This window comes from Paenibacillus ferrarius (assembly GCF_002027705.1).
In the GTDB taxonomy this organism is placed as follows: domain Bacteria; phylum Bacillota; class Bacilli; order Paenibacillales; family NBRC-103111; genus Paenibacillus_E; species Paenibacillus_E ferrarius.
Window position 1 is genome coordinate 35,279 of record NZ_MBTG01000031.1, and the last position, 25,136, is coordinate 60,414.

The following is a 25,136-nucleotide window of genomic DNA, read 5'->3' on the forward strand; positions in this document are numbered from 1 at the left end:
AAAAGAGGGTGGATTGCTCCGCTGCCTCTTGGCGGCCCGACGATCATAGCATAATGCTTTAGACTCGTGGCTTTGCGTCCCTGCCTTTCGACAGGTTTGCCTTTTTCAAAAGTTACTAGAATATGAAAGTATCATACCATACGCCAGTTAGGAGTTCAATGCCATTATATTCATAGATACGGCAGTGATCTTGCTTTATGCTCTCTGTCCAAAAGCCTCATTGTACCAGCTGATAATCGCTTTACTTGGGGGAATATCAAGATCCTCCTGCAGCCGATTTCGGAGCATGGCATACTGCTGTTTCATTTCGGCAAAATTACCCCGTTTGTGGTAAACCTGCATCAAACCAAAGTAGCCATCTTCCGCCAAAGGAAACTGCTCCTTCATCTGTTGATAGGCTTCTCCCGCTTCCTTCAGAAGCCCTTGCTCCAAGCAAAAATCAGCAAAACGCTGCAGATACGTCCATCGAAGGAGCCGCAGACGCTCCCTTTCACTTTCGGCCCATACATACTGAGATTCTCCAAAGTAATCGCCTTTGTACATATCCAGCAGTCTTTTATGAGCACCTAGCTCATCCATGGACAACTCAGGAGACTTCAGCAATCCCGCTTCCCAGACCTCTACATCCACACGCATCTCATCTAGCTGCAAACGATAGCCCTCGTGCTCATAGACGACCTGAACGGCCAACTCCTGCTCCTTCAGCATTTTCCGTATTTGATATATGGTCGTATGCAGCTGCACACCCGCACGGGCTGGATCCTGCTCGTGCCACAGCATGTCCAGCAGCACTTCCTTATGCAGGGCAGGACCATTGCGATGATGAAGCAGAATGGAGAGCAGCTCTTGTGTTTTATTGGTTCGCCAGGAAAAAGACTGCACGCCTGAAGCTCCATGTATCCAGTGAAGGGACTGGAAGCAGCAGAGCATGGTACCCATCTCTTGCACGTCAACATCAGGTGATGCCTCTGCAAGGGCTTTACGCACCCGATTCAAGGTTTTGCCTAATCGACTTTCCGATATCGGCTTCAATATATAATCCAAAGCATTTAATTCAAAGGCATCCACCGCATATTGGTCAAAAGCCGTAACGAATATAATATTCACATCAGGCTGTACAGTAGACAGCCTTGCGGCCAGCTCCATGCCGCCAATTTCCGGCATTTCCAAATCTAGAAATATCGCATCCAATTTCTGCTCCGCAGCAAAAACCAAAGCCTGCCGCGGATCCATCAAAGAAGCTGCAATTTCGATATCCTCGTGTTTGCTCAGCAGCTTCTCCATGCTCCTCAAAGCTAATGATTCATCATCAACCAACAGAACTTTCATATTCGACACCTCTTCGCGGAATTTGAATCATCATCTTCGTTCCTATATTCGGCGAACCTTCGATATTATAGCTAGAACTTTCAAACGTCATAAGTCTACTTCCTAGTTAAGCACGATAGTAATTCTTAACGCAACCTATTTGGGTAAAAAATGCCATTAGGAAAAGGGAGCTCCTCTACAAGTAGAAAAAACTTGAGGAAAACTCCCTGATAAAAGGTACGGACTCCGTGATGGTGCGGTTGTACTTTATATAAACCTACGATCATACATCTTTTTGAGCCTGATTTAGCTGAAAATCAATGAATTCCTGCAATTGTGCATGTTTTTACGGCCTTTATCCGATTTCCAGAGTATAAAGCTGAAAAAGCCTGCATAATCGCAGGCTTTCCACTTTTCGTCCTATATGGTTGAAAAAAAGCCTGCACTTTCGCAGGCTTCCGACTCTATGAGTCCACCAGCTTCAATAGCTTATGAGACAGCAGCTATTATTTCATCAGCTAACTGACAGTCTTGGGACGCTCCATGCGTGTGATGCCCGGCCAGCGGAACGCAGCCCACTCCGGCTGCCTTTTCTCTATGCGGGCCACAACAACCGTCATATCGTCTTGAATCTCGCCGTGATGGTGGCGGAAAATCCGCTCCAGCAAGCAGTCTGCAAAATCCTGCGGCAGGGTCGTATCGATTTCCTGAATCATCCGCTTCATCCACATCTCCTTATTCACCGCATGCCCTGGTGCATCGTAGATGCCGTCGGTCATCATGACGAGGATATCGCCCGATTGAAGTGGAATCGAGACGAGGTCAACCTCGATTTCGCTCAGGATGCCCACCGGCAGATTATTTGCCGAAATGGAAATGACCTCATTCCCGCGCTTGATGAAGCTGGGGATGGAACCAATCTTCATGAACGTGGTATTCGCGTTGTACATGTCTATCAAAGCCATATCTACGGTCGCATACATCTCGTCCGAGGAACGCAGCATCAACACCGAGTTCAGCGACTTGATCGCGAGCTTCTCGTCCATACCTGACTGCAGCAGCTGCTGCAGGATGCTAAGGGCGGTCTGGCTCTCTGCGCGAGCGCGCTCGCCGTTGCCCATGCCGTCGCTCAGCGCCACGGCATACTTGCCATTGCCCAGCTCCACCGTGGAGAAGCTGTCGCCCGAGAAGAGGTCGCCGCCTTTGGCTGCGCCGGCGACACCGGTCTCGACCTCGTATTCCTTGGCGGAGCCGAAGACGACCGTGCTGTAGCCCTCGCCGCGCGCGTGCATCTCTTCGCGCATCACGGCGACGTTCTCGCCGATGATTTCGCTAAGCAGCGGCGCAATGATTTTCCGGCATTCATCGAAGCCTTTCGTATATTGATGAATGATCTCGATTTCGATATTTCCTTCATCCAAGGAAATAATGTCAATGGTATGAATCGATAAGCCCAGCTCCTCCAGCGCATTGCGAATTTGTTCTTCCTGTAGGAAGAGCTCCTGACCTTCCCGCTTAATTTCTTTGGCCAGGTCCTCCATAACCTGAGAGACGCCGGAAAGCTGGTCTGCGACGAGATGACGGCTGTCCATAATTTGCTTTTTCCAATGTAAATCATTCTTGTACAAGCTGTACTGCTGCTTCATCACTTCCAGCACCTGCTCCGTCTGTATACAAACCTTCTTCCATTCGGCTGGTATTTGCTTCTTCGTCATATTCTCCTTTGATTCAATATTGGTCATCATATCGGTCATATAGGTGTAAGTTTGATAAAATTTCTGATCCCAGCATTGGCTCTTCTTCCAACAGGAATCACAGGCTTTCTGCGCAACAGCATTCATGAAATGCCCAACTTCCTCCTCTTTGCGGCTTACCGCATCATCCGTCGTCAACTGTTTGAAGCTGCGCGACAACTGCCGGAATACCTCTGAGAATTGCTCCACACGGCCCGCTGTCACGTCACGCACCCTTTTGGCATAATCCTGCTGCGATTTCAGATTCTCCTGCGTACCCGGCACATATTTGGCAAGAGTCTGAACAAGACTGCGCGGGGTCAGGAGGAAGAGCGCTACAGCGACCAGCGACTCCCACATCGAGTTAAGCACATCCACACCCGTCCCCATATAGAACGAGAGAATTGCTGATCCCAGCAGCATGCCGAAAGCAACTGCCAAACGATTCCCTTCCTTGAGAAGGCCAGCCAGCATGCCGGAGAAAGCTAATAAACTCATTTGATAGATAGCATTGCTATTGGCAAGACTTAGAATTAAGCCTGTAATTACGCCGACTGAAGCCCCGAAAGGAGCACCGCCTACCAAGGCAAATAATAGAATCAAGTAACGGGATAACACATGCTCCACCGTGACAGGGCCGATACTCCAGCTTACTGTACCTGTCATGACAGACGCCAAAAGGATAATCAAACAAATAATTTCTTCGTGTTTCAAATGATAGTTTTTACGGGTAAGTGTAAAGACAGGTATGGCCTGTATAAAAATCAAGGTCAGCACCAGACTCAGCAGTGCCTCTACGGATATCATCATTAGGGAGTACCAGCTTAAATTGGAGACCACGAGCTCTGCAAAAAGCTGTACTAGGAACGTGGAGCTGAATACAAGAAGCGGCGCCAACGAAAGCTCCGAACGCTCGAATTTATCCAGCGCCTTTTGGATGAGTAAGAAGACGATAATTTCGGTAACGAGATACCCTGTATTCGAATGGAGCGATAATAAACTTCCGGCGAAAGCAGCAACCCCGACCCAGTGTAAAATATCTCTCCTTGTAAAATAAATGACCGCGATAAAGGCTAGCGCGAACGGGGACAGCTGTTCCAAAATCATGGCACGTCCGAGCAGGAAGGCCATAACGACCAGCAGCATTGACCATTTCTTAGCTACAAATGCTTGAACAAATCGGTTTTCCACAGTTGCGCTTTGAGCGCCTGTCTTGGCTTTCTGCCAAAATCCTGTCCACCCGCCACCAATCACTGCACCTATGCTTCTTCTTTGCATGTTTGCGAACACCATCCATTCCATCCTTATTTGTTTCTCTAGTATAGAGACAATCTAGCAGAAAGTTTGTCAGAATGAGTTGATAGTTTCAAAGAAATTTCCGACAAGCCGCGCCAGCTTTGTCACCATGCCTCAGCCCTTGCCTAGACTCGCTTTATTCAATTGAGAACGTTTCCAGAAGTCTGATTACCTCGAACTTTCGCCCTGCGTATGAGGGAGATACCCGTAATACCATGTCGACAGATCTCTCCGTTCTGAAGCCTTGCGACGGATCCCTATGACGAATACCCTTCGCATCATTCCGCTCCATATCTTCTGAAAACGAATAAAAAAACCACACCCGCCGAAGCGAATGTGGTTCGTGACTTGCATCTATTAATCTCTTCTTCCGCCCCGGCCACCGCGTTTGGACTCGGTGTTCTTCTTCAGAGACGAAATCCGCTCTTCACTATCTTTAAGGAAACGAGATACTTTATCTTCGAACGAGAAGGGTCTAGCTCCGCCCTGCTGCTTGTTAAAGCCGCCGCGTCCGCCGCCACCGCCGCCGCGATTGAAGCCACCGCCGCCACCTGGACGACCGCCACCACCACCGGGACCACCGCTTGGAGGGCCACTGCGTTCTCCGCCACTGCTTGGGCGTCCGCCTTGATAACCGCCGCTTGGACGATCTCCGCTTGGGCGTCCTTGATAGCTGCTGCCACCTGTACGTTCAGGACGAGCAGGTCTTTCCTCAACTGGCTTGTCAACCGTTTGCTTGATCGACAGTCCGATCTTGCCATCCTTGTCCACGTTAATCACTTTGACCGTTACTTTGTCTTCCAGCTTCAAATGGTCATTAACGTCTTTCACATAATTGTCCGCGATCTCCGAAATGTGAACAAGACCGGTAACTCCTTCAGCAAGCTCGACGAATGCTCCAAAGTGAGTAATCCCCGTCACTCTACCCTCTAACTTGGTGCCAACTTCAATTGCCATAAAGTAAAATGTTCCTCCCTTAAAATGTTGAAAACACTGGCTACGCCGATTATAACCGATGCAGAAACCCCGGTCAACACGGCATGAGCCGCTTCTTCTTATAATTTTTATTGCGACTTGGAGACACTCAGTGGCGTCTCTCCCGTTTTGCTATAGTGAAAATCCCGGCGAATGATTTGATCCAAATATTCGTCATTGTGAAGTCTAGCAATTTCTCTCTTTGTTTGCTCTTTGAGCTTATTCGCTTCAACGAGTTGTTGCTCCATATTTGCGACGACGTTGCTCTTTTCGTGCAGCTTTGCGAACTGCCCCCATATGTTAACAGCAGCCCAACTCATAAAACATAGGACAAAGATCAAAAGAAAACGCAGTCTTCGCTTTGAGCCTATGCTAGCGCTGCGCTTAGATGATGGTACGGTTGCACGAGCTTGCATATATAGGACTTCCTCCTACTTAGAGAATAACCTGCGATAGATCGTAATGATATTACCCATTAGTTTCTTCAACCAAACAGGTACCACGAAATATTTATGGGCAGGCCGAGTCATCCACAGGAGCAATCTCCAAAAAGGATAAAGCAATTGTAGCACAATTCTGTAAAGGAATATAGCTACAGCCAGCAAAAAGCCTAAAATTATCACCGTTAGACGATATAAGCCAATAATCGGTTTAATCAGGATGATTTCGACAGTTTTGGCAAGAAAGCGGTAGATCGCAATAATGATTTGGATAATTAGCAAGGTAAGACGAATAACCAGATTACTGAGAAAAGCGAAATAAAAACAAACACCGATGCCCAGCCCCAGGAAGATAAACACACGAACTTGTCCTTCATTACTGTAAAGAAGCAGACGGAACACAAGGATTGTCGCCACAATCCAATAAACAATATCAACGAGCGGAATCGTCCAGCGCGGCAGCTTCAGCTTGCCGGAGAGCACACGAAACACATCAAAAATCGCGCATATGGAGACTCCACTCAGGAACATCATGAAGATTGTTTGGAACTGAACGTGAAGGGTCACTTGAATAACTTACCAAGAAACCCTTTGGATTTCTCCTGGGTATTCCCATCCACATAAGCTAATTCCTGAATTAATCCTTCAATGGCGACTAACCCTTGCTCCAAGCTCAAATTCTTGATGTGCAAATTCTGGCCTTTAATCATCAAATAGCCCATTTCCGTTTCCAGGAGGAACTCTTCACTGTCAAAGCTTTCTACGTTCAAAACTCCGGAGATCTCCAAGAGCTTGCGATTAAGCATTTTGATTTCTTGCCGTTTATTGTTTTTCACCGGTTCGATCATGGCCTGTACCCCTCCTTCATCTATCCTTACGATATGGGAGGATGTCCTTTTTTAGAACCACTGGGCACGGTCATCTTTAATAAAATATGCGGCTTATTCTTAGGAGGAGAGCCCTTCCATGAATCGACAAACACTCTCCCCTGTGCTCTCACGAACGTTTACACGATCAATTCATAACAACCTATGACAATTAACAACAAACATCCCAGCAGCTCCGCATATCGTCCGAACCAAGACTTGGCAATTTTGCTGCCCATACGAATGCCCAAGTCGACAGTTAGAAGGGAAAAGACGCCCACCGAGATCGCAGAAAGGATCGGAGAGACTCCACTGGCCCCGGCACCCAAGCCGCTCGCCAGACAGTTGATGGACAGCGCAAAGCCCAGAGACAACGATTCTCCCCACGAAATAACGTGATTCCCATCCTTATCTGATCTTTGGGCCATCCCTGCGAACTGCTCGCCTAATTGGGCATCCCTGGCCGCATGTCTAAATCGCTTCAAGCTTGCACGCAGTCCCCATGCACCCAAAAGGATAATAATAATACCACCGATCAAATTGCCCACGGATGGGGACAAGAGATGCGAAACATAGTTACCAGCAGACATAGCCACATAGGTTGCAGCCATCGATAGCAAAGCAATAAGCAGGTTGGACAACAGCGGCACTTTCGTTGAACGCGAGCCAAAGGATAAGCCTATGCCCAGATTATCTAGATTTGCGGCAATGCCGATCGCCACAATTGTAAACCAATGCATTCCTCCACCACCTAATTCATTATTCTTTGATGTATGATATGCGCAGCGAGCCCAGACGGAACCTGAACAAGCCTAGAAAGAAAGTGTCCGTGAGAAACGCTTGATTTCAAAAAAATAGCCCAAGACCCCTATTCAGGATCTCGGACTATTTCACAATTGCAGCTTTATTCGGATTGAAAAGCTTCTTCCTTGAGCAGTGAGTACATCTGAGCAGCGTCTTCCTTGCGAGTTGACTCCGACAGAACTTCCACTCGAATCGTCACCTTTTTCTGGCCGAATTGAATGGACAGCTCATCTCCGACTTTCACATGTGTACTCGCTTTGGCATCACGGCCGTTAATCCAGACACGCCCCTGATCGGACACATCCTTCGCTACGGTACGACGTTTGATCAGACGAGATACTTTCAGAAACTTATCGATTCGCATTATTTAACTGCGTCTTTAAGTTTGTTGCCCGCTTTGAAAGCAGGAACGTTGGATTCTGCAATTACAATCGGGTTGCCCGTTTGTGGGTTGCGGCCTGTGCGACCGGAACGTTTGCGAGTCTCGAACGTACCGAAACCGATTAATTGAACTTTATCTCCGGATGAAAGAGCATCTGTAACTTCACCAAGGAATCCATTAAGTACGACTTCTACGTCTTTCTTAGTAAGTCCGCTTTTTTCTGCAATGTTGTTGATCAAATCTGTTTTGTTCATGTGTTTTCTTTACCTCCCAAAAATGTTTGAAGATCAAAGTCTTCTATGTACCAATAGTGGTTACATTTCCATATTCAACCTTACACCCAACTTAGTATTCTGCCTTTTTCGCTAAAATCCTTCTATCCTTGTTTAAGTTTTGCAACTTTTTTTGCTTCCTGCCAATATTTTTCCATCTCTAATAACTCAGTTTGTTCAAAAGAAAGGCCTCTTAAACGTAGTTGATCCTCGATATAGGAAAACCGCGCAACGAATTTGCGATTCGTCTGTGCGATGGCATCTTCCGGGTCAAGCTTAAGGAATCTAGCCACATTCACGATGGAAAAAAGCACATCTCCGAGCTCGTCCAACCGCTCTGCGGCCCCATCCTCCGAAGGATGAGCGATGGCTTGCCGGAGCTCCGCCAGCTCTTCATCCACCTTACTCAGCACATCCTCCAGCTCTGTCCAGTCAAACCCAACCGCCGCCGCCTTCTTCTGGAGCTTCAGCGCCTTCATAAGTCCTGGCAGCTCACGCGGAACGCCATCCAGCGCAGATTGCTGCGCAACGTCGATGCCCTTCTTGCGCTTTTCCTCCGCCTTCATGGCATTCCAATTCACAAGCGCCTCATCCGCATCCTCGGCCTTGTTTTCGCCGAAGACATGCGGGTGACGACGAATCAGCTTCTCGTTAAGCGTAGCAATCACATCATAGACTGTGAACGTGCCGATCTCTTCCTCCATCTGCGCGTGCAGCATGACCTGCAGCAGCAGATCCCCAAGTTCCTCGCACATATGGTCCGGGTCATCCTCATCAATCGTTTCAAGGACTTCGTAGGCTTCTTCGATCAAATTTTTGCGGAGGCTGGCATGCGTTTGTTCACGATCCCATGGGCAGCCTTCCGGACTGCGCAGAATTTGGACGATTTGATGCAAGCGGCCGAAGGTGCGGTAATCATCCTCATCCTTCTCACTTTTTGGCACCCAGACCAGAGACAGATTGCCGTAGCCCTTAACATGGTCAAGCTCGTGCAGCGGCACCTCGAACATCTGTTCTTGCCCAGTCACACCCAAGGAATGACCCACAACAACGCGATAATCATCAGGATACATATCCATGAGGCTGATTTTGAGGTCTGAAGCGGTATAAGTATCATACACCTGTCCAATAACGGTATGAAGGTGCGGATTCAGCGTGTAACGGCTCAGACTGGTCGCATCCAGCAGTTGAAAGCCATCAATCGGGTCGAAACCAAACCGCAGGAAGGCCTGATCCAGAAAGCTTTCTCCCCCCAGAATGGTTAGAGAAATCCCCTCTTCAGGACAGCGCTGCTTCAAGAGCTGAACCGTGTATTCCGCCACCATCGGATGCCCTGGAACCGCATAAATGACCTCACCAGCCTGCTGCTTGGCGGTTTGAATCAACGCCTCCGCTATGGATTCATACACCTGCTCAAAGCTTTGGTGAGCCATATAATTCTCGTCGAAGGTTTCGTAAGGAATTTGATTGCTATCCAGCATATGCACCATAGGATGGTCCTTCGTGCGCAGGTACAGCACGGATTGCGATTGGGCGGCTAGCTGCAATTTCTTCCATACTCCCAAGGTTAGCTGATCTTCGTCTCCTGTTCCAAGCCCGACGACGGTAAGCTGTGCGTTGTTGTTTGACATATAAGGAACACCTCCTGAATTGGTATTGTATACGTGCAAGGAAAGCGGACATACGCAAGCGTTGCCGCTATTTGTGGCATAGCCGTCTTTCCCGAGCCTTCGTAGCCTTCGCAGCCTTCGCAGTCTCCACAGTCTCCACAGTCCCCGCAGTCCCCACAGTCTCCCAGCGTCCATACGCAGTCTCTCCAGCATTTCAAAGGGAACTACATTCCCTTATTTGTGCGATAACCGCCTCTTCTACGCCTTAGAGGGAACTGTGTTCCGCTATTTCAGCCGTTTCACCGAGAAAACCGCTGATTCGGAAGATATAAGACCCTGTAGTTCCGCTAAGCAAATGGAAGAGTCCATTTCCGCTCAGATAGCGGATTGTAGTTCCCTTTGCACACGCAGCTTCTCGTTAGCTGCGCTCGCGGGGGCCGGCGGCTGTCTTCGCCGGCCACAGCTTCGCCAGGACCGGCGCCAGCTTCCGGTCCAGCTCCGGCATCAGCCGCAGCTCCTCGCGGCTGATGCTGCCGCTGCGCAGCAGCGCAAGCCCGTAGACGGCCGCGCCGCCGACTACGCACACCAAGGCGATTGCGCTCGCGCTCAATCGCTCAGGCACGTGCCATGCCGCCACAGCGGGCATGGCCAGCAGTTGCAGCGCTGCGAGGCAGCCGCCCAGCAGCCCCACGCCCAGCGCGGGACTGACGGCGTACGGCCGCAGCGCGAAGCGCGCCCCGGTGCAGCGGCGCAGCTGCACCAGATTGAGCCCCGCCGCAGCGGCGTAGGCGATCACAGCGCTCAGCGCGGCGCCGTCGATGCCCCAGCGGGGCATGAACACCACGTTGCCGAGTGCTTTCAGCACGATGGCAACGAGCAGAGCCTTCGCCGGCGTGCTGATCGCGCCGGCCCCCTGGAGAACGCTGGCGGAGACAGCGTTCAGCGTACTGAACAAGGCCGTGAAGGCCAGCACGGCCATCGTCCAGCTCGCCTCATCGCTTTTGTACAGCATGACATTGATGGGCATCGCCGCAAAAGCAAGCCCAAACGAGGCCCCGAGGCCGATCAGCCAAGAAAGCCTTACAGCCATCTCCGCTCTGAAGCGAATAACCTCAACCTGCCCCCTTGCCTTCGCTTCCGCCATCGCGGGAACTAACACAGCGGACATGGAGGAGGCAATCATCACAACGAGCTGAATCAGCGGAAGACCGCGATTATACAGCCCAAACTGCCGCATAGCCTCTCCCTCGCTGCCTTGCGCAGCCTCAAGCAGCCGCGGCATGGTAAAGGTATCGACCAAGGTCAGCAGCGGAACCACAATAGCTCCCAGGCAAACCGGGATGGCATACGCCGTAATCCGTTTCGCCCACTGCCAGGATGTCAGCTCCGTGGAAGCGAGCGCACTCTGATCAGATGCTCCCTGAGCCCTCTGCTCCCGCTCCCCCTTCATCGCCTTGCGCCAATACATCCCCATCACAAGCAGTCCTGCCGCAGCCCCTGTAACAGAGCCAAACGTAGCTCCCGCTGCAATCCATTCTTCGTCATAGGCAAGCGCCGCCATGTACAGAAGAAGAGCGACCATCGTAATGACCCTGATCAGTTGTTCAATGACTTGCGACACAGCCGTAGGCAGCATATTCTGATACCCTTGAAAATACCCGCGCAGCACAGCAAGCAACGGAGACAACAGCAAGGCAAACGATACACTTCGGATCGCGCTTTCCGTCTGACTGATGCCTATCAGGCGAGCAATCTCGCCAGCGCCCGCATACAGCAGCAGAAACAAGGCGACCCCTGTGCTTAACAGCACAGCTGCGGATACGCGGACAATACGCTTGGCTCCTCGGTGATCCCCATGAATGACGCGTTCAGCCACGAACTTGGATACAGCGACCGGAAATCCGGCCGTAGCTGCAAATAAAATTAAAATATAAAGCGGATATACCGCATTATAGATTCCAAATGCCGTATCGCCTGCAACATTTTGCAGTGGAATCTTTTGCAAGGTGCCTAATAATTTAGACAGAACAGCCGCGCCCCCGAGAACAGCAGCACCTTTTAACAGCTTCCCGCCTTGTTTACCGACATTCCCCTGGAGCCCTTCTTTCTCAACGACATGCTCCTTGCCGGCTTCCTTCATAACCATGTCTCCTCAATCTGATTAATTCCTATAGACGTATTATAACGAAATCAGTCATAGCAGACAAAAAAAGCTTCGCTTACAGATGGCAACATCTGAGTAAGGAAGCTTTTGTGTGTTGTTTTTTTTCTATTGCTCCATCTGTTTGGCTAGGAATCCAGCCGCGGTTTCTACCATTTTCACTTCCATATTGCCCATTTTTACATTCTCATCCTTGGAGATCAAAATGACCGATCCAATCGGGTCTCCACCTGCAACGATCGGTGCCGCTACAAAAGAGGAGAACGTTTCAACGGCATCCTTAATGATCTCAAACTGTCCACTGCTGCTTTCCAACAGCGCTTTGCGGTTTTCCATGCAGGATTCAATAATTGACCCTACTGATTTCTCCAAATAATCCTTTTTGGATCCGCCAGCCATGGCAATAATATTGTCTCGATCAGAGATCAAGGCTACATGATTGGTGCTCTCAAATAAGGATTCTGCATACTCCTTGGCGAAATCGCCAAGTTCACCAATAGGTGAATACTTCTTGAGTATCACTTCACCATCGCGGTCTACGAAAATTTCCAAAGGGTCACCTTCGCGAATGCGTAGTGTGCGTCGTATTTCCTTGGGAATCACAACTCTCCCTAAATCATCTATCCGACGGACAATTCCAGTTGCTTTCATACCTCTAGATGCCTCACTTTCCGCTTACGAATTAGATACGACAGGAGCATGAAATCTTGTATGCTAGATCGGGATTGGGTGGGAACTTGAATTCTATCCATAGTATTCTTCACTTCCCATTCTTCTATGCAGTCGCTTCTGCTAAGGGAATCATCTTTTTATGTAGCTTTGCACCCTGCTGCGATTATGATGTCCAAAAATAACAAATAAAAACAGGATGCCCATAATCGGACATCCTGGTAAGTTCTTACTTTGCAGCAGGGCTAGCTGCTGGACTTGCAGCCGGGCTAGCGGCAGGAGCTGGGCTCGCTTCCGGTTTCGGCAGGTTATTCGTTTGAATCAGATTCGGATATTCTTTCTCCGCAAACTCAGTCAGCGATTTCTCTGCCAACTGCGATTTGATTTGTGTTTTCATCGTATCATCCAGCGGCTTCGTGCTTCTGGACTCCACTTTCATAACGTGATATCCAAAGGAAGATTCAACTGGATCGCTGATCGTGTTCAAAGGAAGCGTGCTTGCTGCTTGTTTGAACTCAGGTACCCATTGGTTGATATCGGCATCTTTGTACGTACCGCCATTGTCTTTGGAACCTGGATCATCGGAATATTCTTTCGCTAGGGCTGCGAAGTCGCCGCCTTTATCCAGCTTGCCTTTCACTTCTTTGGCTCTTGCCAAAGCTTCATCCTTCGTTCTTATATCTTTCTGTGTTGCTGCATCTTTCAGGGAAATCAGAATGTGGCTAACGGTAGCAATATCAAACGCATGCGCAGCCGCTTGCTCATTATAGGCATCTTGAACAGCTTTATCTGTGATTGTGCTTTCCATACTGCCCATCGTGTAGAAGCTCATTTTCATCAAAGACTCAATATCCTTCAATTCGATACCATTGTCTTTGAGTTGTTTATCCATGCCGCCTTCTTGTTTGCCGAAATAATCCGTAATAGCTTTCATTTGCTCTGCTACTTGCTTGTCCGCATCAGCTTTCACTTTATCATCCGCTTTGGCAGACAAGACACGGAAAGTCACCATTTGCTTCAACATATCTTGTTGAAAAGCAGGATCTGTCATGTATTGAGCCAATTGCGGCGAAAACATTTTGTTCACATTGATGAAGGAGTTGAACTCGCCGCGCGTAATTTTACCGCCTTCTTTGTATGTAGCTAGGACATCAGTCGGGTTACCCGCTACTGCTGCAGAAGCAGCAGGTGATGCTGCAGGTGAAGGTGATGCTGTTGCGTCCCCTGCTTTTTTCGTTCCGCAAGCGCTAAGCACTGAGAATGCAACTACGACAGCTGCCATGCTTAAGATCCATTTTTTAGAAAAAAGTCGTTGTTTACTAGTATGATTTGGCAACATCCTTTAATTCCCCTTTCGTTTTCAAAACATCTTTATATTGTACCAAAAATTTCTCCACCAATTCGATGGAAGCTTCTGGCTTCAAGCCTTTAGCGCGAATAACAATTTGAAGCTGTGGATCTGCATTGAGCTTGATTCGACCATCAAAGCCTTTGGAGAGAGCAATCAGCTTCTGACCATCCAGCTTGCCATTTTGGTCAATGTGCACCTTGATGAGGTAATCATCCCCTTTTTGGCTGATCGTTTCAATCCGGTAATCCGAACCATAAGCTTTCAAACGAGCCACTGACAACAGGTTGAATACGGACTGCGGCAGATCTCCGAAGCGATCCACGAGCTCATCATGCAGATCCGCGGCTTCTTCCAATGTACGAATGGCGGCCACTTTTTTGTAGATTTCGATTTTTTGCATGCTGTCGTAGATGTAGTCGGATGGCAAATAAGCATCCAATTGTATATCGATCGAAGTATGCCATTCCGGTTCCGGAATTGCTGCTTCTCCATCTATTTCTAGTTTCAGCTTTGCAATTTCTTCAGCTAGCATTTGGGAATATAAATCAAAGCCCACGGATGCAATGAAACCATGCTGCTCTGCACCGAGCAAGTTGCCGGCGCCGCGAATCGACAAATCCCTCATGGCAATTTTAAAGCCTGAACCAAGTTCTGTAAACTCTTTAATCGCTTGGAGGCGTTTCTCCGCCACTTCTGTAAGCACTTTATCACGCTGATAAGTGAAATAAGCATAGGCTACACGATTCGATCGTCCTACACGGCCGCGCAGCTGATACAACTGCGACAGCCCCATTTTATCGGCATCATGTACGATCAATGTGTTCACATTCGGAATATCAACGCCGGTCTCAATAATGCTGGTGCTGACAAGCACGTCGTATTCCCCATCGAGGAAATCAAGGATCGTCTTCTCCAGCTCCTGCTCACCCATCTGTCCATGTGCCACCGTCACACGGGCATCCGGAATCATCATCGAGATTTGATCAGCCATCTGCGTGATGCCTTGAACACGATTATAGAGATAGTACACCTGACCTTCACGTGCCAGCTCCCGCTCGATCGCTTCCCTCACCAATGTCGGTCCATATTCGACCACATAGGTCTGAACCGGGAACCGATTCTCCGGCGGCGTCTCGATTACGGATAAATCCCGAACGCCCAGCATGGACATGTGCAGGGTTCGCGGAATCGGCGTTGCCGTCAGCGTAAGCACGTCCACATTGGTCTTAAGCCGCTTGAGCTTCTCCTTATGGGACACGCCAAAACGCTGCTCTTCATCGACAATCAGCAGGCCAAGATCCTTGAACTGCACGTCCTGCGACAAGAGGCGGTGAGTTCCGATCACAACATCAACCGTGCCTTTCTTGACGCCTTTCATAACTTCCGTCTGCTCTTTCTTGGAACGGAAACGGCTTAACACTTTCACGTTGAAAGGATAACCCGAGAAGCGCTCTCGGAACGTTTCGTAGTGCTGCTGCGCCAGAATCGTCGTTGGCACCAGGACAGCCACTTGCTTGCCGTCGATTGCCGCCTTGAAAGCCGCGCGCACAGCCACTTCGGTTTTGCCGTAACCAACGTCGCCGCAGAGCAATCGATCCATCGGACGCGATTTCTCCATATCGACCTTGATTTCCTCAATCGCACGAAGCTGATCCCGCGTCTCATCGTAAGGAAACATAGCTTCGAACTCATTCTGGTAGGAACTGTCCTTGCTGAATCCATAGCCGGTCGTTGCCTGGCGTTCCGCATACAGCTTGATAAGCTCATCAGCGATATCCTTAACGGATGCCCGCGCTTTGCTCTTCACTCTGGCCCAATCCGCTCCGCCGAGTTTATAAACTTTCGGCTCCTTCTCTTCGGAACCTACATATTTCTGGATTAAATCAATCTGGTCGATGGGCACAGAGAGCTTATCTCCGCCGGCATACATGATGTGCAGGTAATCCTTATGGATACCGCCAACTTCCAAGGTGCCGATACCGACGTACTTCCCGATACCATGATTGACGTGAACCACATAGTCGCCAACCTTGAGCTCTTGATAGCTCTTGATACGCTCTGCATTCTCGAGCTTCTTCTCGACTTTGCGCGCCTTGCGCTGCTTCTGCGTGAAGATTTCGCCTTCCGTGATTACCACCAAATGGATCGAAGGTAGCTCAAATCCTGTTTGCAAATTGCCATCAACAATCTCGGGTATGTCGATCTGATAATCCTGCAATACCCGCCTCACGCGTTCCGCCCGATCATCCCCGTTGGCCAGCAGAATCACCTGGCTGCCATTCTTCTTCCAACGCTCCATCTCGGCTTTGAGGAGATTCATTTGTCCGTGGAAGTTTTGCATGACGCGACTTACGAAGTTCACGATATTTTGCGGCTGGATACCAACGACCTGACGAAGGAAAAGAGATAAATATAAAGTCGGGAAAGGCCTGCGGTGAAGCAGAGTTTCATAGGATTTGGACAGCACAAAAGCCGGCAAGCTCTTCCCCTCAGTTATCGCATGCATCATCCACTCTGCCTCGTCGCGTTCCAGCTGCTTCGCCGTTTCCAGCAAACGCGCCGGTTCGTCGATAATCAGCACAGCATCCTTCGGCATGTAGTCGATAAGGGTCTGTCTTTCCGTATATAAAAGTGAGATATATTTATAAATGCCGGGGAATGTCTGCCCTTCACGGAGCAGCTCGATATCGTGTCCAATCCCTTCGAGCAGCTTGTCTTTTGCCGTACGATCCGTCATCTTCTCCAATTGAGCCTGAAGGAGTTCGTAAGCATGCTGCGCTGCCGACTGTAATCGCTTTCTATCCGCTTGAATCTCGCGGCAAGGAGGGATGGTTATCGACTCTAGCTTATCAATTGACCGCTGGTCACTCACATCGAAAGTCCGAATAGAGTCCACATCGACATCAAACAGCTCAATTCGAATCGCATGCTCCGACGTCAACGGATATAAGTCGAGAATGCCGCCACGAACACTCATCTCACCCTTGGTTTCTACCCGCTCCACGCGCTCGTAACCCAGATTCGATAAGGTGCTCAGAAGTTCCTCCAACTGAACCGTGTCTCCGATTTTCACGGTTACGCGCGATGCTTCGAAAACTTCCTTAACAGGGAGCAGTCTTCTCACGCCTGCGAATGGCGCAATGACTACGCCTCGGTAACCGCCAGCCAGCTTCGTCAGAACGTCAATACGCTGCGCCAGCATCTCAGGACTTGAAGCCGCTTCTTCGGCTGTCAGAAGCTCTTGAGATGGATAGAGCAGCACTTCATCCGTGGATAAACATTCTAGTAAATCCTCCGCTATTTTCTGAGCAGCGAACATATTGTGAGTCACAATGAATAGCGGGCGCGTCAAGTCTCGTGCAAGAGCTGCAATCATCACCTGCTTCGAGGAGCCGGTAAGCCCGGCAACGAGCTGCTCTCTCATCTCGGACCTAATGCCTGACACGATCGTTTGAAAGTCGGTATCCGCAGAAAAAGCTTGAATTAAAGCTTGCAAACAAGTACACTCCTCTCACAAAAAGAAGCCTTGGCACACTTGCCTCGGCTATTAACTCTTTATCTTCCTAATTTTTACTGCAACGGACTGGCCAGTAGGGAAAGCTCCGGGTTCGCTTCTAACGCTTCATGACAGTAGTCGCAAACAACCCTAACCGTAACATCTCCATTCGTGTTATACGATATTATATCTCTACGCTCATCAGGGGTCAAGAAATGGAAACCTAACTGCTGTTCCGTTATCGCCTGCTGATTAATTTCCCCCACAAAGGTATGACAATGCCTGCAAATATACTTAATCATATGTATGCCTCCTTCACTTATTCGATTACATCCTAGTATGACCATTCTCCGGATAAATTAGCCGAATGTGCCATAGTCATTTTCGAATAAGGAACTTGCATACAATGAGTCTGAAGCCGGGCGAGACCGCCTTATTTATTAAATTTGCCCATCGTCTTCTCGAAAGGCTCTCCCAAGCTGGACAACATCGCTTCACAAGTAAGATCAAGCACATCTTCGATGGACTTCATTTCTTCCTTGGAGAAGTTGGATAGGACATAATCCGCGATATTGTAGCCTGGAGCCGGTCTGTTCACTCCCATGCGGATACGGTTGAAGCTCTGTGTCCCGCCATGCTGAATGATTGATTTAATCCCATTATGGCCCCCTGGACTTCCTTGATAACGAAGCCGAATCTGACCGAAAGATGTATCCATATCGTCATAAATGATCGTGACATCCTCCAGCTTCGCTTTATAGAAGTCCAAGAAAGCTCTCATCGATTCGCCGGATAAGTTCATGTAGGTCATCGGTTTAAGCAAATAAACCTTCGTCCCATTGATATTGCCCTCGCCGAGAAGCCCCTTGCATTTGTTTTGAAAAGAGGTAATCCCCCATTTGGCTGCAAAACGGTCAATGGCCATGAAACCGATATTATGCCGATTCATCTCATATTGTTTACCCGGGTTACCCAATCCGATAAAACATTTCATTTTCTTCCAAGTCCTCCTAGATCTCTATGTAAAAAAATCAAATTCAAAGCTGCGGGTGAATCAGCAAATATGTATCTTAACGGTCAACAGCTTACAAGCAATCTGCATTACCAAGATCATCTGGATGCCAGCATTCCCGTCCAAGTATACTATCAAAATCTCCACAAGGATATAGGCTTCATTGAAATTTACAGCCCGCAATTCGTTCAAATCAATCATACATTTTACAACCGAAAAACTCACGTTTTTCTTTCGCGGCCCGGGTATTAAACGCTTACAACTTTAATAAATAAAAGATGCCGAGTGGCCATATTCGCTGTCAATATCACAAGAACATTCACGTTTTCAAAGTAGAAAACATAAGGATAACCATAAAATACAGGCGAATTTCCATTCCAATTGAATGAAAATCCGCCTGTGTCTACCTTCAGCCGCCTCCTCATAGGAGAAGGCATCTCATCTTGCAGCTCATGATCCGCTCGAATAGCTGCTTCGCAGGCTACACCGGTTGTTCGGCTGTCGCAGCCTCATTCGATGTCTCCGCTTCCCCAACTCTCTCCTCGTTGTTCGCAGGCTGCGGCACATCCGTTTCTTTTTGCGGCGCAAGCACAGTTAGAATCAGATCATTGGAATCCGATTTCACTTCAATTCCTGCAGGTACCGTAATTTGATTCACAAGGATGTTCTCGCCAAGTCCCACATTCGAAATATCCACTTGAATCGAACCTGGTATTTGACTCGGCAGACAGCGAATCTCCAGCTCATGCATTTGGATCTGCACAATGCCGCCTTCTTTGGCGCCCTCGGCCTCGCCGATGAATTCCAGGGCCACAACCGTTTTCACTGGCTCATCCATATTAATCTGGTGAAAATCAACATGCAGCAAAACGCGGCTAAGCGGATTGCGCTGTATTTCATTGATCATAACAGGCTGTTTGCCACCGCCATCCGGCAGATCCAGATCAATAATCGCATGCGGGTTGTGACGCAGCAGCGCCATTAATTCCTTCTGATCAACCGTAATGACCGTAGCAGCTACCTTTTTGCCGTAAACAACCGCAGGAATTCTTCCTTTCGCACGCAGTTGCTTAATATCTGATTTTGTTGCTTCTTTGCGGGCTTCCGCTTTTAACGACAATACCATAAGAAAAAGAACCTCCTAAGCGTTTTGCCCGGCATGCTCATATTCACAAGCAACACCGAGTGGGTCATAGCTAATGCATAGCGTGCCCAACCTTAAGAAGTTCCATCCAAATTCCCCCTCACGAAGGGAGATTTACCGTTTTTTAGCGAATCGCTGCATAGTGCTTACTCTTTGCTTGCTTTGTTAGCTTTCTTCGCTTTCATTCGCGCTTTAATTTTATCCGCGTAGCCAGGCTTGTTGACTTGCCGTTCACGGGCAATCGCCAGATCGCCTTCAGGCACAGCATGCGTAATGGTAGAGCCGGCAACAACATAAGCCCCATTGCCAATCTTCACAGGAGCAACCAAATTCACATTGCTGCCTACGAAAGCGTCATCGCCGATCTCTGTCAGACTCTTATTGAATCCATCATAGTTAACCGTGATAGCGCCACAACCGAAGTTCACATTCGTCCCAACAACAGCATCCCCCACATAACTTAAGTGGGATACTTTGCTTCCGTCGCCAACCGTCGCATTCTTAATTTCTACGAAATCACCGATTTTCACTTGTTTCCCGATGTTCGCGCCAGGTCTTAGATAAGCAAACGGGCCTACGCTCGCTTCGTTATCGACAAAAGCATCCTGAAGAACAGACTGTTTAATCGTCACGTCATCTTTAATGATGGAATCGATAATTTCCGTTTGCGGCCCAATCGTACATTGCTCGCCGATAACGGTGCTTCCGCGCAAAATTGTACCTGGCAGCAGCACCGTATCCGCCCCGATGGCAACATCCTTTTCGATATACGTGTTTGCGGGATCAATAATTGTAACCCCATTCAGCATATGCTCACGGTTAATGCGAGCTCTGAACAAACGCTCTGCTTCCGCAAGCGCAACACGGTCATTCACACCGATGGATTCAGCTGCCTCTGCCATACAATAGCCTTGGACAACTTCTCCTGCACCCGTCAAAATGCCGATAACATCTGTCAGGTAATATTCATTTTGCACATTATTGTTCGTTACTGAGGCCAAAGCTTTAAACAGCTTCTGATTATCGAAAACATACGTCCCCGTGTTGATCTCCTGAACAGCCGCTTCTTCGCTGCTGCAATCCTTCTGTTCCACGATCCGCGCCACTCGTCCGTCTTCGCCGCGAATAATTCGACCATACCCTTGCGGCTCATCGAGCTTCGCAGTCAGAATGGTCGCAGCCGCATTCGACGCTTGATGCAGTTTCATTGTGCTCCGCAGCGTCGCTTCCGAGATTAGAGGGGTGTCCCCGCAGATCACAATGGTCATCCCGTCTTCTTGACCAAGCGCTTCCTTCGCTTGAAGAACGGCATGCCCAGTCCCTAACTGCTGCTCCTGCAGCGCATACTCTGCGCGATCTCCCAGATAGCCTTTGACAGCCTCCGCGCCAAATCCAACAATAACCAACGTTTTCGTTACTTCTATATGCTGCAGCGTATCAACAACGTGCCCTACCATCGGTTTGCCAACGACCGGATGAAGCACCTTGTAAAGCTTGGATTTCATACGTTTCCCTTGTCCTGCCGCTAACACAATCGCCATGAGCTTCAACTACCATCCAACCCCCTTATTCTAAATGATCACACGAATATATGGTTAATTGATCAGTTCATCACCAAATATAGCATCAAACCTACCCTAAAGAAAAGAGAGCCTCGAGGGCTCTCTCATTAAGTTAGATTATGCGCCTTCTTCTATTACCTCTTCTTCAACTGCTGCACGGTCATATTCAGCTAGTACGGCTGCTTGAATTTTCTCGCGGGTTGTGGAAGAAATGGGGTGAGCGATATCGCGAAACTCCCCATCCGGTGTCCGTTTGCTAGGCATTGCCACGAACATTCCGTTATTCCCATCGATGACACGTATGTCGTGTACGACGAATTCGTTATCAATGGTAATGGAAGCAATCGCCTTCATCCTCCCCTCGGAGTTGACCCGGCGGAGTCTTACATCTGTAATTTGCACTTGTGTTCACCACCTTTTTCCATCTCTGAGACTTGGGTGATATATTCCACATCCTCATGCAAATTCCTTCTTCTTTTTTTGAAATTTTCGATAATTTTATACAATCTTAATGTTAATGTTAAATTTCGACAGGAATCACAGCAATTAACTCTATTTCGACAAAAACATCGCGTGGCAATCGCGCCACTTCCACTGTAGATCTAGCTGGTTTATGGTCTCCAAAATAGGTGGCATAAATCTCATTCAGCTCTGCAAACTGATTCATGTCTTTAAGAAAAACAGTCGCTTTGATAACTTGGCCAAAAGAGGACCCTGCTGCTTCGAGCACGCCTTTCAAATTCGCGAATACCTGATGCGCTTGTTCCTTGATACCGCCTTCAACAATCTGCCCGTCCAAACCAAGCGGGATTTGTCCCGAAGTGAAGAGCAGATTGCCCAGCTTGACAGCCTGTGAATAAGGTCCGATGGCAGCAGGCGCTGCCGAAGTTGAAATCAATTCCATCGTCTAGGATTCTCCTTTTTTAGCGTCAAAATAATTGCCCGGCTCTACCGTGATCTGCTTCGTCTTGGAGTCTACGCCGTACAAACGAGCCAGAGATACATATTGGTCAACGAGATGCTCCTCGACTTCACAGGATTCCATGAAGACGCCCACCCCTTGGACAGTAGCCTTGAACTCAGCCAACAAATCCATCATGCCGTGAATGGTGCCTCCTACATGCATGAAATCATCAATGATAAGGACTTTTGATTCTTCTTTCAACGCCCGTCTCGCCAGCGACATCGTCTGAATACGTTTGTTCGAACCCGAGACATAGTTGATACTAACGGCCGAGCCTTCTGTCACGCGACTGTCTCTGCGAACCACGACAACAGGCAGATTCATATAAGTAGCCGTCGCATAGGCGAGCGGAATGCCTTTCGTTTCTACGGTCATAATGACGTCGATATCTCGGCCAGCGAAAGCGGATGCAAACGTTTTGCCAATTTCGTTCAAATATTGGGGCTGCCCCATAATATCAGACATATACAAGTAACCGCCCGGTAGGATCCGTTCCGGCTGCTGCAGTTGCAAACAAAGATTTTGAATAAATTTCAGCGAGGTTTCCTTCGGTACTTTGGGTGAGAATTTCACACCGCCGGCTGCTCCCGCAAGTGTATGCAGTTCGCCCAGTCCTTCTTCCTCGAACACTTCTTTGATGATCGCTAAATCTTCACTAATCGAGGACTTAGCTGAGTTGTAACGCTCGGCAAAAGTCGTTAAAGGGATTAACGAATGGGGGCGAAACAACAAATATTGCGTCATTTCTACCAGCCTAGCGCTCCTTTTCAACTTTTTCATCGCACTACCCCCCATAAATCCGAATATTATAAAGAAAATATACCACTTTTATACGTATTTATTCAAGCTTCACATGAAAATTATATTAACACAAACATAACATCAAACTAACATATAATCAAATTTTGCAGCCTTTTGTCACGCTATTCCTACACAAGGAAAAAGGGCCCTGTTCAGGGGCCCCCGCCTGCATCACACACCACGCTACGTCAACATCCGCACTGCATAAACATCTTTGCAAAATCCACGCAAACCATTGTAGATTCTTGCCACCTTCGCTTCTTTGGAAACAAGCCCGAAGACTGTCGGCCCGCTGCCTGACATTAATACTCCGTCCGCGCCCAGCCGCTGCATGCACTCTTTGAGATGCCTCACCTCTGGATAAAGATCCAGCGTCACTTCTTCCAGCACGTTGCCAAGACTCCCGCATAGCTGATCAAACTGCTTATGACGAATGGCACTTAGCACATTGTCCGTAGAAGGATGATGTTTAATGTTCCGCGCATTCAGTTTCCCGTAAATCTCCGAGGTTGACACATTGATAGGCGGCTTCGCCAAGATCACCCAGCACTGAGGCGGAGAAACGATAGGCTCCAGCTTCTCTCCGCGCCCCCTTGCTACAGCCGTGCCTCCCGTGACACAGAAGGGCACATCAGAGCCAAGCTCTGCGCCAAGCACCTGAAGCTCTTCCATGGGAATATTCAAGTTCCATAGCCGATTCAACCCTCTGAGCGTTGCCGCCGCATCGCTGCTGCCTCCAGCTAAGCCCGCAGCCACAGGGATCTGCTTGTCCAGATGAATGTAGACCCCTTGCTTGACGTCATAACGATCCTTAATCAGACGTGCCGCTTGGAAGGCCAGGTTCTTCTCATCTAGCGGAATGTATCCCGCTTGACTGGAGATGATGATCGTGTCGCGCTCAAGCTCCTGCATTTCGATTCGATCCGCTAGGTCGACCATCGTCATCACCATTTCAACCTCATGGTAACCGTCCGCTCTTTTATGTAAAACATCAAGGGATAAATTAATTTTCGCCGGTGCTTTCTCAAAAATCTTCATACGATCACCTTCTTTTGCTCGATTGCCGTTAAAATATTATAACAAAAGCGCAAAAAAAAAGCTAAAGCAATCGCTTTAGCTCTTAGTGGGGACGATGTTCCATCTGCGAAGCCTGCTGTGAGCCCGCAATCAGCTGATTTAGAAAAGCCGGATTGGGCTGACTGGATACAGTTGAACTTCCATAATTGCTGCTGTTTGTAACAGCAGGTGAATAGGCGTATGCAGGCTTATAGGAGGATTGACCTTGCTGCATCCCTCCGTATCCAGTTTGCTGAAAGACAGGCTGTGAATAGTTCTGTTGAGACTGTACAGGCGTCTGCACAGCTTGATTATAATTAGTTGGCGCATAGCCGCTTGATTGATTGTAAGTTGGTTGATTATACGTCGGCTGATGATAAGTGGATTGTGCGGACTGCATAGTTGACGGAGACGAGCCCGTATACTGCTTCGCCAAGTGCTCCTGAGCGATTTGAATCGCCCGCTTCACCATATTCCCCGCATCCTTCGTTCGAATGCCTTCCCAGCCTTCACGCTGCACCACCTCGTAAAACCCAAGATCCTTGGCTAATTCATATTTGAAATTTTCGGACATAACGCCTCTTCTGCGACCCATACCCTAACCTCCTTCGTTATTTTTCATCTGAAAGTAGGTTTAGTATGCCCATGGGAAGAAGGTCCATACAAATGCAAAAACAGACCCTCAGGGTCTGCTCATATAAGAAACTATTTAAGCTAATGTTGGATATAGGTGATACGAACCTGGCCATCATCGTTACATACCGTAACTTCAACGGACTCAGTAAGGATATCGGCGTAGCTGTAAGACACTCGTTTAAAGGCGTGTGACTCTTGATCTAATTTCACAATAAACACAGAAGGGTAGGTTTCTTCTAAAACACCGGAACGCTCAACAGTCTTACGACGGCCACCATTCGCTCTCAACATGATCTTCTGCCCAACGTGGGGCTCCAAACTGCGTTTGATCTCCAACAGCGCATTTTTTGCCATTGTCAACTACCACCTCTTTCCTTGTCAATTATAACCCATTCAGACAGGCATGTCAAACAGGGGCAAATATTATATCAGCACCACAATCCTGTTGTCAACGGCATTTTCGCCTAATTTCTGTTTTCCCCATTCTACAGGTTGTCTCCAAAGTTCGCAAATTATTCACACTTTTCCAACAAAAAAAGAACACCTACTCCGCCATCCTTCTCCTAAGAGAGGAACGACAAGCAAGTGCTCTATATAG

At 48.5% G+C, this 25,136-nt stretch carries 23 protein-coding genes, 1 pseudogene and 1 riboswitch; all 24 genes and pseudogenes read right to left on the minus strand.

What is annotated here, in order from left to right; translation table 11 throughout:
- Positions 1 to 27: 27 nt before the first annotated feature.
- A riboswitch (cyclic di-GMP riboswitch) is annotated at positions 28 to 111 on the minus strand.
- A gap of 84 nt (positions 112 to 195) precedes the next feature.
- Positions 196 to 1,329 carry a response regulator gene (locus BC351_RS27670; RefSeq protein WP_079417111.1) on the minus strand — a complete coding sequence of 378 codons (1,134 nt, stop codon included), beginning with the start codon at positions 1,327 to 1,329 and terminating at the stop codon, positions 196 to 198.
- A 497-nt stretch (positions 1,330 to 1,826) separates the two neighbouring features.
- Positions 1,827 to 4,319 carry a stage II sporulation protein E gene (spoIIE, locus tag BC351_RS27675; protein WP_079417185.1) on the minus strand — a complete coding sequence of 831 codons (2,493 nt, stop codon included), beginning with the start codon at positions 4,317 to 4,319 and terminating at the stop codon, positions 1,827 to 1,829.
- 375 nt (positions 4,320 to 4,694) lie between these two features.
- The gene (locus tag BC351_RS27680; RefSeq protein ID WP_079417113.1) at positions 4,695 to 5,294 is read right to left on the minus strand and encodes a S1 domain-containing RNA-binding protein; all 600 of its coding nucleotides are present in this window, start codon (positions 5,292 to 5,294) and stop codon (positions 4,695 to 4,697) included.
- A gap of 107 nt (positions 5,295 to 5,401) precedes the next feature.
- Complete coding sequence (locus BC351_RS27685) at positions 5,402 to 5,728, minus strand: FtsB family cell division protein (RefSeq protein ID WP_079417115.1); 327 nt, start codon at positions 5,726 to 5,728, stop codon at positions 5,402 to 5,404.
- Between the two features lie 15 nt (positions 5,729 to 5,743).
- A complete protein-coding gene (gene yabQ, locus BC351_RS27690) occupies positions 5,744 to 6,319 on the minus strand; it encodes a spore cortex biosynthesis protein YabQ (RefSeq protein WP_079417117.1) in 576 nt (191 codons plus the stop codon).
- Complete coding sequence (gene yabP, locus BC351_RS27695) at positions 6,316 to 6,600, minus strand: sporulation protein YabP (RefSeq protein ID WP_079417119.1); 285 nt, start codon at positions 6,598 to 6,600, stop codon at positions 6,316 to 6,318. Before yabP ends, yabQ begins: the two co-directional genes overlap by 4 nt.
- 158 nt (positions 6,601 to 6,758) lie before the next feature.
- On the minus strand, positions 6,759 to 7,358 hold the full coding sequence (locus tag BC351_RS27700) for a manganese efflux pump (protein ID WP_079417121.1): 600 nt from the start codon (positions 7,356 to 7,358) through the stop codon (positions 6,759 to 6,761).
- 164 nt (positions 7,359 to 7,522) lie between these two features.
- Positions 7,523 to 7,786: an RNA-binding S4 domain-containing protein gene (locus BC351_RS27705; RefSeq protein WP_079417123.1), complete on the minus strand. Its 264-nt coding sequence runs from the start codon at positions 7,784 to 7,786 to the stop codon at positions 7,523 to 7,525.
- Positions 7,786 to 8,058, minus strand: a complete 273-nt coding sequence (locus BC351_RS27710; RefSeq protein WP_029197991.1) for an HU family DNA-binding protein — start codon at positions 8,056 to 8,058, stop codon at positions 7,786 to 7,788. The genes BC351_RS27705 and BC351_RS27710 overlap by 1 nt, the downstream gene beginning before the upstream one ends.
- Positions 8,059 to 8,180: 122 nt before the next feature.
- A complete protein-coding gene (gene yabN, locus BC351_RS27715) occupies positions 8,181 to 9,707 on the minus strand; it encodes a bifunctional methyltransferase/pyrophosphohydrolase YabN (protein WP_079417124.1) in 1,527 nt (508 codons plus the stop codon).
- Between the two features lie 397 nt (positions 9,708 to 10,104).
- Positions 10,105 to 11,826, minus strand: coding sequence for a putative polysaccharide biosynthesis protein (locus BC351_RS27720; protein ID WP_079417125.1), 1,722 nt, complete (start codon positions 11,824 to 11,826; stop codon positions 10,105 to 10,107).
- A gap of 129 nt (positions 11,827 to 11,955) precedes the next feature.
- Positions 11,956 to 12,498, minus strand: coding sequence for a stage V sporulation protein T (gene spoVT, locus BC351_RS27725; protein ID WP_079417126.1), 543 nt, complete (start codon positions 12,496 to 12,498; stop codon positions 11,956 to 11,958).
- Between the two features lie 247 nt (positions 12,499 to 12,745).
- Entirely contained in the window at positions 12,746 to 13,855 is a 1,110-nt protein-coding gene (locus tag BC351_RS27730) for a peptidylprolyl isomerase (RefSeq protein ID WP_079417127.1), read from the minus strand.
- Positions 13,836 to 17,363: a transcription-repair coupling factor gene (gene mfd / locus BC351_RS27735; RefSeq protein ID WP_079417128.1), complete on the minus strand. Its 3,528-nt coding sequence runs from the start codon at positions 17,361 to 17,363 to the stop codon at positions 13,836 to 13,838. The genes BC351_RS27730 and mfd overlap by 20 nt, the downstream gene beginning before the upstream one ends.
- Positions 17,364 to 17,437: 74 nt before the next feature.
- Positions 17,438 to 17,665, minus strand: coding sequence for an anti-sigma-F factor Fin (gene fin, locus BC351_RS27740; RefSeq protein WP_036743980.1), 228 nt, complete (start codon positions 17,663 to 17,665; stop codon positions 17,438 to 17,440).
- 131 nt (positions 17,666 to 17,796) lie between these two features.
- Complete coding sequence (gene pth / locus BC351_RS27745) at positions 17,797 to 18,357, minus strand: aminoacyl-tRNA hydrolase (RefSeq protein ID WP_079417129.1); 561 nt, start codon at positions 18,355 to 18,357, stop codon at positions 17,797 to 17,799.
- Positions 18,358 to 18,856: 499 nt separating this feature from the next.
- On the minus strand, positions 18,857 to 19,501 hold the full coding sequence (locus BC351_RS27755) for a 50S ribosomal protein L25 (RefSeq protein ID WP_079417131.1): 645 nt from the start codon (positions 19,499 to 19,501) through the stop codon (positions 18,857 to 18,859).
- A 164-nt stretch (positions 19,502 to 19,665) separates the two neighbouring features.
- Entirely contained in the window at positions 19,666 to 21,069 is a 1,404-nt protein-coding gene (glmU, locus tag BC351_RS27760; RefSeq protein ID WP_079417133.1) for a bifunctional UDP-N-acetylglucosamine diphosphorylase/glucosamine-1-phosphate N-acetyltransferase GlmU, read from the minus strand.
- A 129-nt stretch (positions 21,070 to 21,198) separates the two neighbouring features.
- A complete protein-coding gene (gene spoVG, locus BC351_RS27765; RefSeq protein ID WP_028557369.1) occupies positions 21,199 to 21,483 on the minus strand; it encodes a septation regulator SpoVG in 285 nt (94 codons plus the stop codon).
- Positions 21,484 to 21,601: 118 nt separating this feature from the next.
- Positions 21,602 to 21,985: a RidA family protein gene (locus tag BC351_RS27770; RefSeq protein ID WP_079417135.1), complete on the minus strand. Its 384-nt coding sequence runs from the start codon at positions 21,983 to 21,985 to the stop codon at positions 21,602 to 21,604.
- 3 nt (positions 21,986 to 21,988) lie between these two features.
- Positions 21,989 to 22,825 (minus strand): pur operon repressor, encoded by an 837-nt coding sequence (purR, locus tag BC351_RS27775; protein WP_079417137.1) that lies wholly within the window; start codon positions 22,823 to 22,825, stop codon positions 21,989 to 21,991.
- Between the two features lie 204 nt (positions 22,826 to 23,029).
- A complete protein-coding gene (gene ispE, locus BC351_RS27780) occupies positions 23,030 to 23,884 on the minus strand; it encodes a 4-(cytidine 5'-diphospho)-2-C-methyl-D-erythritol kinase (RefSeq protein WP_079417139.1) in 855 nt (284 codons plus the stop codon).
- 442 nt (positions 23,885 to 24,326) lie between these two features.
- Positions 24,327 to 24,497 (minus strand): annotated as a pseudogene (locus tag BC351_RS27785) (small, acid-soluble spore protein, alpha/beta type); the annotation flags it as partial.
- A 119-nt stretch (positions 24,498 to 24,616) separates the two neighbouring features.
- A complete protein-coding gene (gene veg / locus BC351_RS27790; protein WP_028557365.1) occupies positions 24,617 to 24,892 on the minus strand; it encodes a biofilm formation stimulator Veg in 276 nt (91 codons plus the stop codon).
- Positions 24,893 to 25,136 lie beyond the last annotated feature (244 nt).

Excerpts from the sequence above, each read along its gene's own strand:
- BC351_RS27730 (WP_079417127.1), bottom strand. The coding sequence starts at position 13,855 with ATGTTGCCAAATCATACTAGTAAACAACGACTTTTTTCTAAAAAATGG.
- BC351_RS27700 (WP_079417121.1), bottom strand. The coding sequence starts at position 7,358 with ATGCATTGGTTTACAATTGTGGCGATCGGCATTGCCGCAAATCTAGAT.
- BC351_RS27680 (WP_079417113.1), bottom strand. The coding sequence starts at position 5,294 with ATGGCAATTGAAGTTGGCACCAAGTTAGAGGGTAGAGTGACGGGGATT.
- spoIIE (WP_079417185.1), bottom strand. The coding sequence starts at position 4,319 with ATGCAAAGAAGAAGCATAGGTGCAGTGATTGGTGGCGGGTGGACAGGA.
- fin (WP_036743980.1), bottom strand. The coding sequence starts at position 17,665 with ATGATTAAGTATATTTGCAGGCATTGTCATACCTTTGTGGGGGAAATT.
- pth (WP_079417129.1), bottom strand. The coding sequence starts at position 18,357 with ATGAAATGTTTTATCGGATTGGGTAACCCGGGTAAACAATATGAGATG.
- ispE (WP_079417139.1), bottom strand. The coding sequence starts at position 23,884 with ATGAAGATTTTTGAGAAAGCACCGGCGAAAATTAATTTATCCCTTGAT.
- BC351_RS27770 (WP_079417135.1), bottom strand. The coding sequence starts at position 21,985 with ATGGAATTGATTTCAACTTCGGCAGCGCCTGCTGCCATCGGACCTTAT.
- yabN (WP_079417124.1), bottom strand. The coding sequence starts at position 9,707 with ATGTCAAACAACAACGCACAGCTTACCGTCGTCGGGCTTGGAACAGGA.
- BC351_RS27685 (WP_079417115.1), bottom strand. The coding sequence starts at position 5,728 with ATGCAAGCTCGTGCAACCGTACCATCATCTAAGCGCAGCGCTAGCATA.
- spoVT (WP_079417126.1), bottom strand. The coding sequence starts at position 12,498 with ATGAAAGCAACTGGAATTGTCCGTCGGATAGATGATTTAGGGAGAGTT.
- BC351_RS27755 (WP_079417131.1), bottom strand. The coding sequence starts at position 19,501 with ATGGTATTGTCGTTAAAAGCGGAAGCCCGCAAAGAAGCAACAAAATCA.
- BC351_RS27710 (WP_029197991.1), bottom strand. The coding sequence starts at position 8,058 with ATGAACAAAACAGATTTGATCAACAACATTGCAGAAAAAAGCGGACTT.
- BC351_RS27670 (WP_079417111.1), bottom strand. The coding sequence starts at position 1,329 with ATGAAAGTTCTGTTGGTTGATGATGAATCATTAGCTTTGAGGAGCATG.
- BC351_RS27720 (WP_079417125.1), bottom strand. The coding sequence starts at position 11,826 with ATGAAGGAAGCCGGCAAGGAGCATGTCGTTGAGAAAGAAGGGCTCCAG.
- BC351_RS27705 (WP_079417123.1), bottom strand. The coding sequence starts at position 7,786 with ATGCGAATCGATAAGTTTCTGAAAGTATCTCGTCTGATCAAACGTCGT.
- yabP (WP_079417119.1), bottom strand. The coding sequence starts at position 6,600 with ATGATCGAACCGGTGAAAAACAATAAACGGCAAGAAATCAAAATGCTT.
- purR (WP_079417137.1), bottom strand. The coding sequence starts at position 22,825 with ATGAAAAAGTTGAAAAGGAGCGCTAGGCTGGTAGAAATGACGCAATAT.
- veg (WP_028557365.1), bottom strand. The coding sequence starts at position 24,892 with ATGGCAAAAAATGCGCTGTTGGAGATCAAACGCAGTTTGGAGCCCCAC.